Annotated in this window: 10 protein-coding genes; 3 read left to right on the top strand and 7 right to left on the bottom strand. The window is 66.1% G+C overall.

Going from position 1 to position 12380, the window contains the following annotated elements; genetic code table 11:
- Window positions 1–41: 41 nt before the first annotated feature.
- The 6 genes from ACLBW1_RS05720 to ACLBW1_RS05695 form a co-directional block, all read right to left on the bottom strand.
- A complete protein-coding gene (locus ACLBW1_RS05720; RefSeq protein ID WP_447810620.1) occupies window positions 42–1076 on the bottom strand; it encodes a zinc-dependent alcohol dehydrogenase family protein in 1035 nt (344 codons plus the stop codon).
- 97 nt (window positions 1077–1173) lie between these two features.
- Entirely contained in the window at window positions 1174–1785 is a 612-nt protein-coding gene (locus tag ACLBW1_RS05715; RefSeq protein ID WP_447810619.1) for a hypothetical protein, read from the bottom strand.
- Window positions 1786–1823: 38 nt separating this feature from the next.
- Window positions 1824–3482: an ABC transporter family substrate-binding protein gene (locus ACLBW1_RS05710; RefSeq protein ID WP_447810618.1), complete on the bottom strand. Its 1659-nt coding sequence runs from the start codon at window positions 3480–3482 to the stop codon at window positions 1824–1826.
- 38 nt (window positions 3483–3520) lie between these two features.
- Window positions 3521–5428 (bottom strand): ABC transporter ATP-binding protein, encoded by a 1908-nt coding sequence (locus tag ACLBW1_RS05705; RefSeq protein WP_447810617.1) that lies wholly within the window; start codon window positions 5426–5428, stop codon window positions 3521–3523.
- Window positions 5421–6329, bottom strand: a complete 909-nt coding sequence (locus ACLBW1_RS05700) for an ABC transporter permease (protein WP_447811158.1) — start codon at window positions 6327–6329, stop codon at window positions 5421–5423. The genes ACLBW1_RS05705 and ACLBW1_RS05700 overlap by 8 nt, the downstream gene beginning before the upstream one ends.
- A 99-nt stretch (window positions 6330–6428) precedes the next feature.
- Window positions 6429–7403 carry an ABC transporter permease gene (locus ACLBW1_RS05695; RefSeq protein WP_447810615.1) on the bottom strand — a complete coding sequence of 325 codons (975 nt, stop codon included), beginning with the start codon at window positions 7401–7403 and terminating at the stop codon, window positions 6429–6431.
- Window positions 7404–7581: 178 nt separating this feature from the next.
- Here ACLBW1_RS05695 and ACLBW1_RS05690 point away from each other — a divergent pair, with 178 nt between their 5' ends.
- Window positions 7582–8532: a nitrilase-related carbon-nitrogen hydrolase gene (locus tag ACLBW1_RS05690; RefSeq protein WP_447810614.1), complete on the top strand. Its 951-nt coding sequence runs from the start codon at window positions 7582–7584 to the stop codon at window positions 8530–8532.
- 23 nt (window positions 8533–8555) lie between these two features.
- On the top strand, window positions 8556–9563 hold the full coding sequence (locus tag ACLBW1_RS05685) for an agmatine deiminase family protein (RefSeq protein ID WP_447810613.1): 1008 nt from the start codon (window positions 8556–8558) through the stop codon (window positions 9561–9563).
- Between the two features lie 70 nt (window positions 9564–9633).
- Here ACLBW1_RS05685 and ACLBW1_RS05680 read toward each other — a convergent pair whose 3' ends face one another.
- Window positions 9634–10080: an Hsp20/alpha crystallin family protein gene (locus tag ACLBW1_RS05680; protein ID WP_447810612.1), complete on the bottom strand. Its 447-nt coding sequence runs from the start codon at window positions 10078–10080 to the stop codon at window positions 9634–9636.
- A gap of 283 nt (window positions 10081–10363) precedes the next feature.
- On the opposite strand from ACLBW1_RS05680, the gene ACLBW1_RS05675 reads away from it, so the two are divergent.
- Window positions 10364–12376, top strand: coding sequence for an acyl-CoA dehydrogenase family protein (locus ACLBW1_RS05675; protein WP_447810611.1), 2013 nt, complete (start codon window positions 10364–10366; stop codon window positions 12374–12376).
- Window positions 12377–12380: the final 4 nt, after the last annotated feature.

Below are 12380 nucleotides of genomic sequence, written 5' to 3'. Positions count from 1 at the left end.
AGCCTATGCCGCGGCCGAACCGTGTCCCGGACACCCGACACTCAGGGGGTGACGATGACCTTCAGCGCCTCGCGGTCGGCCATCTGCTGGTAGCCGGTCGGGACGTCGTCGAGGCCCATGCTGACGTCGAAGACCTTCCCGGGCTCGACCTTTCCGTCGAGCACGTCGGGCATCAGTTCCTCGATGTAGGCGCGAGCGGGCGCGACTCCGCCGGTGAGCGTGATGTTGTTCATGAAGAACGAGCTGCCCGCGGTCACCTTGTCGTACTGCGGGACGCCGACGCGGCTGACCGTGCCGCCGGAGCGGACCGCGCCCAGTGCCATGTCCATCGCCGACTCGTGGCCGACACACTCGAGCACGTACCGGGTTCCGTCGCCGTCGGTCAGTTCGCGGACCTTTTCGACGCCCTCGTCGCCGCGCTCGGCGACCACATCGGTGGCCCCGAATTCCCGCCCGAGGTCGGTGCGTGAGGTGTGCCGTCCCATCAGGATGATCTGCTCGGCACCGAGTCGCTTGGCGGCCAGGACGGCCGACAGACCCACTGCGCCGTCGCCGATCACGGTGACCGCACTCCCCTCGGTGACGCCCGCGGTGACCGCGCAGTGATGGCCGGTGGAGAACACGTCGGACAGTGTCAGGAGAGACGGGAGCAGCGCGGAATCCTCGGCGACGGGCAGCTTCACCAGCGTGCCCTGCGCCTGCGGTACGCGCACCGCCTCGCCCTGCCCGCCGTCGACGCCGTTCATGCCCCAGCCGCCGCCGTGGCGACACGAGGTCTGCAGCCCCTCGGCGCAGAAGTCGCAGGTGTTGTCGGCCCACACGAACGGCGCGACGACGAGGTCGCCCTTCGCCAGTCCACTCACCTCGGAACCGATGTCCTCGATGATGCCGAGGAACTCGTGTCCGATGCGGGCTCCCTTGTCGGACGGCTTCTTCGAGCCGTAGGGCCACAGATCGCTGCCGCAGATGCACGAGCGTACGACTCGCACCACCGCGTCGGTCGGGTCCTTGATCTCCGGATCGGGGACGTTCTCGATCCGGATGTCGCCTTTGCCGTAGATGAGTGTTGCCTTCATGGGAATCCTCCATAAGCAGGTGAGCCGCGCGCGGCGCAGGTGGGGGCTCCGACATCTCGTATGCCGATGGCCGCATGAATCAGCCTACGGATCAGGCTCAGCTCGGATCGCTGCCACCGATGGCGGACACCCAGATGGCCGCTGCCGCCGCGAGAAGCGTCACCGCGACAAAGCCGATCACCCCGACACCGGCGACCAGAACCCACAGGAGCCCGATCACCGGGGCTCCGACCGCGGCAGGGGCATCGAGCAGCAGCCGACGCCGGATCGAGCCGAAGCGCTCACTGCGGGCACGCAGGTCGACAGGGTTGAGGCGCGGGGCGTCGAGCACGGTTCCCTGTGGACGTTTGGTGCGTTCGCGTCCGGCAGGGAGCGCGACCATGCCGTCTCCGATCTCGCATGCCGCCCAGCGACCCAGGCGAACGATCCGCGCGTCATCTCCCGGCACGATCGCCAGCAGGCCCGTGTGGAAGTAGACCGGAACATGGGTGGTCGTTCCGCCGGCGTGCACCTCGAGCAATCCTCTCGATCGCATGCGGTGCTGCACGCGAAGCCGCTTCACCGTCACCCGAGCACCGCCGCCGCGTGCGAGCCGCCGCGCGCACGCGGCCGCGATGCCGAGCCGAAAGGCGGTGACCACGAGCACGATCAGGAGAACCAGGATCGACACCGCCCCGAGGACCGGGACGGTCGATGCCGCGACGGCCATGCAGGCCGCCGCGACACCGAGCGGATAGCGCAGTCCCGCTATTTCAGGAACCCGACCTTGGACATGTCCTGATCACCGAACGCCGGCGCCCCGAAGTTGGCCAGGGTCTTGGTGACCGCGTAGGTGGAAGGCCGTTGGAACAACGTGAGGCTGTGACCCTCGGCCCAGACGGCCTTGTCGAGCGCGTTGTAGTCGGCCAGACGCTTCGTGTCATCGGTCTCGGTGAGCGCCGTGTCGGCCAGGTTGTTGATCTCCGGCGAACCGACCTGCCCGTAGTTCTGCAGGGTGATGCCGGGGGTCAGACGGTAGATGCCGTCGGAGCTGGACGTGAAAGGAGTCCCCTCCCAGGTGAAATGGGTGACATCGAAATCGCCGACCAGGATGTACTTGTTGAAGAAGTCATCGGACGGAACCGTGTCGATGGTCAGGTTGACGCCCACATCCTTGAGGTTCTGCTGCATGATCTGCGCCTCCTGTGAGGCGTTCGGGGCGCCCGATGGGATGACGTCGCGCAGGTCGAGTTGCTTGCCATCCTTCTTGCGGAACTGACCCGACATTGTCCAGCCGGCCGCGTCGAGTTCCTTCTTCGCCTCATCCGGGTTGAAGGTGATGTCACCGTTGTTGGCCTGATACCCCTTCTGACCATTCACGAACACATGGTTGTCGAGCACCGCGGGCTTCGAGGTGATCTGCCCGAGCTGCGCCTGCGCGAGATAGGTGCGGTTGATGGCTTTCATCAGCGCCAACCGCACAGCCTTGTCCGATGTGATGCGACCGGCCGCGCCGTTGAAATCGAAGTGTCGGTACTGATACCCGAGACTCTGACGGAGTTGGACGTTGGGGAGCCCCCGTGCGGTCTTGAACGAGTCGGCGTCGCTACCGAGTTCCATCTGATCGATCTCGCCGCTCTGCAGGGCGCCGATGGCAGCGGTCTGGTCGAGTGGGATGTACGTGATGGTGTCGAGCACGGACTTGTTCTCACCCCACCAGTCGGGATTGCGTTCGACGACGATGCGCTTACCGCCCGGGGCTATGGTCTTGATGCGGAACGGTCCCGCCGTGGCCGGGAACGAGGTCACTGCCCCCTTGTTGAACGCATCCGGGTTCTCGACACTCTCGCGCGGGAGCAACGGCGAGAAGTCACCCCGCCAGTCACCGAACTTTTTCGAGAAGGTGACGATCGCCTGCTGATCGCTACTACCTCGCACCACCGACTCGATCCGGTCGTAACCCGCGGTGGACGATGCCTCGTACGTTGTGTCTTTTCCGTTCTGTGCGGCCCAATTGGCCACCAGGTCGCGGTAATCGAACGGACGACCAGTGCTCCACTTCGCCTTCGGATTGATGTCATAGGTGATGGTCTGCTTGCCGTTGACCTCGCTCTCGACTATGTCGGTGAAGTAGTCCTTGTTCACCGAGAGGCTCGCATCCGCCGCGGCGGTGAAGGGCGTGGGCATGGTGGCCAGGTAAACACGGTTGAGATCGCCTAGGGTGCCGTCGATCTGGAGATAGTTGTAGTTGGGGATCACACCTTCGATCCGGTAGTTCATGTTCCCGCCCTGCTTGAGGTCGGTGATCGGGTGTGGGTTGATCTGGGCGCCGGCGCTGAACGAATCGGGTCCGGTGGCGCCACCGTTGTTGCCCGACGAGCAGCCCGCGAGCAGACCGGCCGTGGCGATCACGGCAGCCAGGGGCACGATCGCGCGGATTGTCCTACGTCTCATCATGTTGCCTCTCATATCTTCTCGGCCAGTTCGGCCGCGGTGGTGACGCGTTCTCGCTGTCGGGCGGGATCGGGGACGGGGATGGCCGCGAGCAGAGCTCGCGTGTAGGGGTCGCGCGGATCGGTGAACACCTGCTCGGTGGGGCCCTTCTCGACGAACACCCCGTTGCGCATGACGGCGACGTCGTCGGCGAGGTGTCGCACGACCGACAGGTCGTGCGAGACGAACAGATAGGCCAGCCCCAGTTCGGCCTGCAGGTCCTGCAGCAGGTTCAGCACACCGGCCTGGATCGAGACGTCGAGCGCCGACACCGGTTCGTCGAGCACGAGGATCGACGGGCGCAGTGCGAGCGCGCGTGCGATACCGATGCGTTGGCGTTGGCCGCCGGAGAACTGGGTCGGGTAGCGGTCGGCGAAGGCCGGTCGCATACCCACGGTGTCCATGAGCTCCCGCACGCGCGTGGCACGTTCGGCCGCGGGCACACCGGTGATCTTCAGCGGTTCGGCGATGATCTCGCCGACCGGCATCCGCGGGTCGAGCGAACCCATGGGGTCCTGGAAAACCATCTGGATGTGCGCGCGCAGTTCGCGTTGCGCGGCCCGGCTCAGGTCGTAGGGGTGCTGCCCGCGCACCGCGATCGATCCGGACTCCGGTCGGGTGAAGTCCATGATCTGCATCAGCGTGGTCGACTTGCCGCACCCCGACTCGCCGACGATCGCGAGGGTGTGCCCGGCGCGGAGGTCGAAGCTGATCCCCCCGACGGCCTCGAACGAGCCTGTGCGGCGCCGGATCACCGATCCCTTGAAGAGTGGGTAACTCTTGCGCAGCTCGGTCACCGAGAGCACGACGTCCGAGGTGGGCGCATTCTCGGCGGCTTGGCCATCGGCGGCCGGCGGCGTGTCGACCTCGACTCCGAAGACCTGGGCGGCACTTCCCGCGGTGGCGGCCTCGACGTTGATGCACGCCGCACGGTGACCGGCCGCCACCTTGATCAGCGGCGGCTCGGCGGTGTCACAGGCGTCGATGTGCACGGGGCACCGCGGGGCGAAGGGGCACCCGACCGGCAGGTCGACCAGCGCGGGCGGATTGCCCTCGATGGGGACGAGACGTTGCTGTGCCGGACGGTCGGGCCGGGGTATCGAACCCAGGAGACCGATCGTGTACGGCATCGAAGGCCGATCATAGAGATCGTCGACCGGCGCAGTCTCCACGGCACGACCGGCATACATCACCATCACGCGATCGGCCACGCCTGCAACGACTCCGAGGTCGTGGGTGATGAACACGACGCCGGCACCGGTCACGTCGCGAGCGGTGCGCAGCAGTTCGAGGATCTGGGCTTGGATGGTGACGTCCAGCGCGGTCGTCGGCTCGTCGGCGATGATGAGATCGGGGTCGTTGGCGATCGCCATCGCGATGACCACTCGCTGGCGCATACCCCCGGAGAACTCGTGTGGATACGACCGCGCGCGGGTTCCCGGCTCGGGGATACCCACCAGGTCGAGCAGTTCGACGGCACGGGTGTGCGCCGCCGACCGCGACATCGACGGGTTGTGGATTCTGACGGCCTCGGCGATCTGATCACCCACGCGGAAGATCGGTGTCAGCGCCGTCAACGGATCCTGGGAGATCATGGCGACCGAGCGTCCGCGCTCGGTGGACATCTCACGGTCGGACAGACCCAGCAGCTGTCGTCCGTTCAGTTCGATCGATCCCGACACCCGCGCCGACGGCGGCAACAGACCCATCACCGCCAGCGACGACACCGACTTGCCCGATCCGGATTCTCCGACGATGGCGAGCACCTCACCCCGGGTCACCGAGTAGTCGAGGCCGCGGACCGCGGTCACCGTTCCTTCTTCGCTCGGGAAGGTCACCTCGAGATCGGCGACCTCGAGGACCGTCGTGTTCTCAGCCACGGGCTTGCCCTCTCGTCGAGGTGGGGTCGAACGCGTCGCGGAGACCGTCGCCCACGAAGTTGGCTGCGAGCACGATCAGGACCAATGCGCCACAGCAGAACCCGAACAGCCACGGGTAGGTCAACGCGGACGAGGTCCCGTCGGCGATGAGCGTCCCCAAGGACACGTCGGGTCGCTGCACCCCGAACCCGAAGTAGCTCAGGCTCGCCTCGCCGATGATCGCGATGCCCACATTGAGGGTGACGTCGACGATGAGGATCGACGCCATCGACGGCAGGATGTGCTTGCCGATGATCGTGCCCGGGGTGGCCCCCATGTACTTCGCCGCCCGGATGAACTCACGCTCGCGCAACGAGCGCGTGAGGGCGCGCACGATGCGGGAGGTGATCATCCACGAGAAGGCAGCCAGCAGCACGACGAGGATCATGAAGCTCTTGCCCCGGAAGTAGGGGCTCGAGATGGCGATGATGAGGAAGCTCGGCACCACCAGCATCACGTCGGCGATCCACATCAGCCCGCGATCGGGCCACCCACCGAAGTAGCCGGCGACCGCCCCGACGATTCCGGCGACGACGGTCGAGATGAGGGCCACCAGGATGCCGATGATGAGCGACTTCTGCAGACCACGCAGCGTCTGCGCGAGGACATCCTGGCCGATCTGATTGGTCCCGAACCAATGCGCTGTCGTGGGTGGTGAGTTCAGCGCGAACGCGTCGAGTTCCTCGTACCCGTACGGGATCACGTACGGGAGCAGGAACGCCGCGAGGAACATTGCGACGAGCACCACGATCCCGAACAGGGCCAGTCGATTACGGAGAAAGCGACGCAGGATCAGGCGACGTTGGCTGATCGGCGGAGCGAGAACGACGGCGTCGACGGTGTCGAGCGCTTCGTCGCCCACCGGCCCGACAGACCCGTCAGCGGGGCGAATGGGTACCGACATCGCCGGCTCCTCTCTCGACTGGTGGCATCGAACTCGTGATCATCGGACTGCCGTTCATCAGACGCGGATCCGCGGATCGAGTGCCGCGGTGAGGATGTCGGTCAACATGCCCGAGATCAGCACCGACAACGCCGTGAACAGCGACACCGCCATGGTGATGTTCACGTCCTGACTGGTGATGCCGTAGATCAGCCAGTCCCCCATGCCGTACCAGCCGAAGACGCGTTCGGTGAACGTCGCACCGGTGATGACCGCACCCATCCCGAACGCGAACAGTGTCGCCATCGGGATCAACGCCGTACGGAAACCGTGCTTGAAGATCGCCCGACCGCGGGTCAGCCCCTTGCCACGCGCGGTGCGGATGTAGTCGGAGTTGAGTTCGTCGAGCATCGAGCTGCGCATGTAGCGGCTGTAGCTGCCCAAGGTGAACAACAGCAGGACAAGGGTGGGGAGCACCAGATGCTGTGCGCGGTCGATGATCTCGTTCCACAGCCCCGGCGACAGCGTCGTCGACGTCTCGCCGGTGTACTCGAAGAAGGTCGAGCCGGTGGACTGGTTCACCTTGACCGCCACGTACTTGAGAACAGGGGCCAGCACCAAGACCGGGATGCTCAACAGCACGAACGTCACGACGGTGGCGATGTGATCGAAGATCTTGTACTGCCGAACCGCACCGTAGGCCCCGACCAGGGTGCCGATGACCGCGCCGAGCACGGTGCCCAGCACCACCAGGCGCAGCGACACGAGGATGCGGCGCCACAGCTCGTCGTTGACCGATCCGGCCGCGATGGTCTGCCCGAAGTCACCGGTGAGGACGTCACGCAGCCATTGGAAGTAGCGCAGCACCGGATTGTCGTCGAGGTGCAGTGCCTCGCGTTTGGCAGCGAGCACCCCGGCCGATGGCGGCGGATTGCGTCCGAGGAGGTTGGCCAGCGGATCGAACGTCAACGACGCCAACAGGTACGTCAGGAAGGTCGCCACGAACAGCAGGACGATGTAGTTCAGCAGCCTCCGAACCAAGTACCCCGCCACGCACCCCACCCTTCGAGAACCCTGTGAACAACTTGCGTCATTGTGCACACGCTGTGTTTCACATTCGTTTCGTTTCGCTCCGAAAGGTGCAAAGTCGGAGATCGAACATCTGTTGCCGAACCCGCGAGCTGCGGCTATCGTTTAACGAACACCATTCGTTAAACCCGAGGAGACCACGATGCGCACGATCGTCGCCCCTGAGGTGCTCGCGCCGCCGTGTCGGTACGAGGCCCCGACGCGCGATCCGTTGCGTGTTGCGCTGGTGCAACACCAGTGGCACGCCGACCCCGAGGAATTGCGGACCGAGCTCGCCGACGGGATCGCCGGCGCCGCACGTGCCGGCGCCCGCGCGGTGTTCCTGCCCGAACTGACCCTGCGGCGCTATCCCGCGTTCGAACGCGCCGGCGACAACCCGGGAGCCGAAGCGGAGGATCTGCACACCGGGCCCACCGCCGCCTTCGCGGCCGAGATGGCCCGCGAGCACGACATCTTCGTCCACGCATCGCTGTATCAGCAGGCTCCCGCCGACGGATCACAGCCGGACGGCCTCGGCCTCAACACCGCGATCCTGGTGTCGCCGCAGGGCGAGGTCGTCGCTCACACCCACAAACTCCACATCCCGATCAGCCCGGGCTATTACGAGGACACCTACTTCCGCGGCGGCCCGGCTGCTGACCCCTACCCGGTGCACCGCCCCGCGGGACTCGACGCGGCGATCGGATTACCGACCTGTTGGGACGAATGGTTCGCCGAGGTGACGCGCAGCTATTCGCTGGCGGGCGCGGAGATCCTGGTGTACCCGACGGCGATCGGATCCGAGCCCGACTTCCCCGATTTCGACACCCGCCCGCTGTGGCAGCAGGTGATCGTGGGCAATGCCATCGCCAACGCGACGTTCATGGTGGTGCCCAATCGACACGGGAACGAGGGTGAGATCACGTTCTACGGGTCCTCGTTCATCTGTGATCCGTTCGGGCGCATCCTGGTCCAGGCATCGCGCGACGAATCGGTGACCCTGGTCGCCGACCTGGAACTCGACCAGCGGCGCGACTGGCTCGCGCTGTTCCCGTTCCTCGCCACCCGTCGGCCCGACACCTACGCATCGCTGACGGCGCCGGTGACGCCGTGATCGCCGCTGACAGAAAGTGGCGGATGCCTGCTGAAGGCGTTGCGCAGGAGCGGGTCTGGATGGCGTACCCGGTGGAGGGCTACTCCCTGGGCGACACAGAGGCCGAGCGCGAACAGGCGCGGGCGACGTGGGCGGCGGTCGCGCACGCGGTCGCAGACTTCGAACCGGTGACGGTGATCGTCGACCCCGCCGAGATCGGCCATGCCCGCCGCCACCTGTCGAGTGCGATCACCCTCGTCGAGGCCCCACTCGACGACGCCTGGGCCCGCGACATCGGACCCACCTTCGTACTCGACGAGAACGGGCGCCTGGGTGCCGTCGACTGGGTGTTCAACGGGTGGGGTGCGGCGGAGTGGGCGACGTGGGGCAACGACCAGCACATCGCGACCTTGATCGCGCAACTCTCCGGCGCAGAGCGCATCGATTCACCGATGGTCAACGAGGGCGGCGGCATTCAGGTCGACGGCGCCGGGACGGTGCTCCTCACCGAGACCGTGCAACGCGGCGAGGGCCGCAACCCCAGCTGGTCACGCGAGCAGGTGGAAGCCGAGCTGACCCGCACCATCGGGACCACGACCGCGATCTGGTTGCCGCGCGGGCTCACCCGCGACAACGACACCTTCGGCACCCGAGGACATGTCGACATCGTCGCGGCCTTCCCGACACCGGGCACGGTTCTGGTCCACGACCAGACCGACCCCGGCCATCCCGATCACGCCGTGAGCGCCGACATCATCGAACTCCTCTCGAACGCGACCGACGACGCGGGTTCTCGCCTCGACATCGTGCGGGTGCCGGCTCCGCAGACCCTCACCGATGCAGGCGGTTTCGTCGACCACAGCTACATCAACCATCTCGTCGTCAACGGCGGCGTGATCGCCTGCGCATTCGGCGACACCAACGATGAGCAGGCGGCAGCAATCCTCGCCGACGTCTATCCGGGCCGCGAGGTGGTGACCGTCGACGCACGACCGCTGTTCGACCGCGGCGGCGGGATCCACTGCATCACCTGCCAGCAACCCTCCGCCTGAACGCTCCACGCACGGCGACACCCGTGAACCCCTCGGGTCCACGGGTGTCGGCTGCGGAGATGACCTGCAGTTACGAGACCTTCTCGGCCTCGATGGTGCGCTGCGAATCCTTCTGGCGCACTTCGATGGTGCGCGGCTTGGCGCGTTCGGCGACCGGGATCGTGACGCTGAGGACCCCGTTCTCGTACGTGGCCTCGATGCCGGCGGCGTCGATGTTGTCACCCAGACTGAGCTGGCGTCGGTAGGTGCCGGAGAATCGCTCATTGGCCAACCACTGCACCGAATCGTCGGAGCGCGCGGTGCGCTGGGCGGCGAGGGTGAGTGTCCCGTTGTCGACGCTGACCTCGACCGATCCCGGGTCGACACCCGGGAGATCGGCAGTCAACAGAAAGTGGTCATCGACCTTGCAGAGATCCATCGGCATGAATCTCGGGGTCCGCGTCGATCCCGTCGGCTGACCGCTGAGCAGACCGCGGGCGAGTGCGTCCATCTCGGTGAAAGGATCAAAACGAAGCACAGCAACCCACCTCCTGTGTCGCCGTGGCCCGCCCCGGTGACGAGCCCTCCATCACTGTGCAGCTCCGAATTTAGCACTCGATCGCATCGAGTGCCAGAACTTCTTCGAAGATTTTTCTGCCCAGTCACGCACCCGCACAGCGGGTTCGACGGAAACGAGTCCTCCGCCTCGGACCCGCCGTTACTCATCTGTTATCGGACACGCCGACAGCTGTCGTATTCCGGCAGTCAACTGTGATCATCATTTCCGTCAAGGCGGGTCCGGCTCTGCGTAACGTGGGTATATGTCAGTCACCGATGCGGCAGTACCCGAAGAAGTCACCCCGAACCTCAGTGTGGTCGGCGCCGATGACGCCGATCGTGAACTGCTGGTCGAGAACCTGCGCTACACCCTCGACGGCCGCTGGCGCGAGACGCGTCAGTACGCACGGCGCAACATGGATCGCACCGATCTCCTCCCCGACCCGACCCTGACGATGCAGGAGTCGCGCGACCGGACGTTCGAGCACATCCGCGAACTGGGCAAGCTCGACTTCGCCGCCGCCGGTTTCCGGACCGAGCACGGCGGTACCGGCGACGTCGGTGCGTCGATCACCGCGATCGAGATGCTCGGGTACGCCGACCTCTCACTGATGGTGAAGGCCGGCGTGCAGTGGGGGCTGTTCGGCGGAGCGATCGAGAACCTCGGCACGCAGCGCCATCACAACAAGTACGTGAAGCCGCTCATCGACCTCGACCTCCTCGGCTGCTTCGCCATGACCGAGAAGGGCCACGGCTCCAACGTCCAGGCGTTGGAGACCGTCGCGACGTACGACCGCGAGACCGACGAGTTCGTGGTGCACTCCACCACGCCCTCGGCGACCAAGGACTACATCGGCGGTGCGGCCCAGCACGCCACCCTCGCAACGGTGTTCGCGCAGTTGGTGACCGCGGGTCCGGGCCAGGAGCCCGAGGACCACGGTGTGCACTGCTTCGTGGTGCCCATCCGCGACGCCGACCACAAGCCGATGGCGGGCGTCACCATCGAAGACGACGGGCCGAAGGGTGGTCTCGCGGGCGTCGACAACGGTCGACTCAGCTTCGACCACGTCCGCATCCCGCGCGAGAACCTGCTGAACAAGTACGCCGACGTCGACGACGACGGCACGTACCACTCACCCATCGACAACCCGAACCGTCGGTTCTTCACGATGCTGGGCACGTTGATCCGTGGTCGCGTGTCGGTGGCGGCGACCGCCGGTGCGGCCGGTCGCAAGGCACTGGCCATCGCCACCCGCTACGGGCTCGAGCGACGCCAGTTCGAGGCGCCCGACTCCGACAGCGAGATCGTGATCATGGATTACCTCGCGCACCAGCGGAAGTTGTTGCCGCTCATCGCCAAGTCGTACGCGCTGGCGTTCGCACAGAACGAGGTCGTGGAGGAACTGCACGAGGTCCAGACGGCCAATCCCGAGGACACCGAGGGCGACGACTCGATGGCCGGCCGCCAGCGCGAGCTGGAGAGCGCGGCCGCCGGACTGAAGGCGATGACGACATGGCATGCCTCGCACGCGATCAACGTGTGTCGCGAGGCCTGTGGCGGCAACGGCTACCTCGACGAGAACCAGATCTCGATCATGCGCGGCGACATCGACGTGTTCACCACGTTCGAGGGCGACAACACCGTGCTCACCCAGCTGGTCGCGAAGGAGCTGCTCTCGGCCTACGCCGAGGACGTCCGCGGACTCAACACCGTCGGCTGGGCGCGGTTCATCGCCGACATGGCCCGTGACGTCATCCTGGAGAAGTCCGCGGCGCGTCAGGTTGTGCAGACCCTGCTCGACTCCTCCGGCGAGGACCCCGAGGAATCCGAGCTCTCCAACCGCGCCACGCAGATCCGGCTGTTCCGCAACCGCGAGGATCACCTGTTGCGCACCTGCGCCAATCGCCTGCGTCGGGCAACGGCCGAAGACGCCGACGCGTTCGAGGTGTTCAACAACGCCCAGGACCACCTGCTGAAGGTGGGCCACGCCCACATGGAGCGCGTGGTGCTCGAGGCGTTCATCGAGGGCATCGAGAACTGCGACAGCAAGGCCGCGGCCGACCTGCTCGGCACCGTCTGCGACCTGTTCGTCTACTCCGCGCTCGAGGACGATCTCGACTGGTTCCTCATGCACCGGCACGTCTCGGTGGAGCGCGCCAAGGCGATTCGTCGTGGAGTCAACGAGCTGTGCAAGGAGCTGCGCCCGCACGCGCAGACCCTGGTCGACGCCTTCGGTGTTCCCGAGGCACTGCTCACCGTGGCGATGAAGGGCTGACCGC

The sequence above is a fragment of the Williamsia sp. M5A3_1d genome (assembly GCF_053345315.1).
This window is presented reverse-complemented; position numbering and strand designations above follow the sequence as displayed.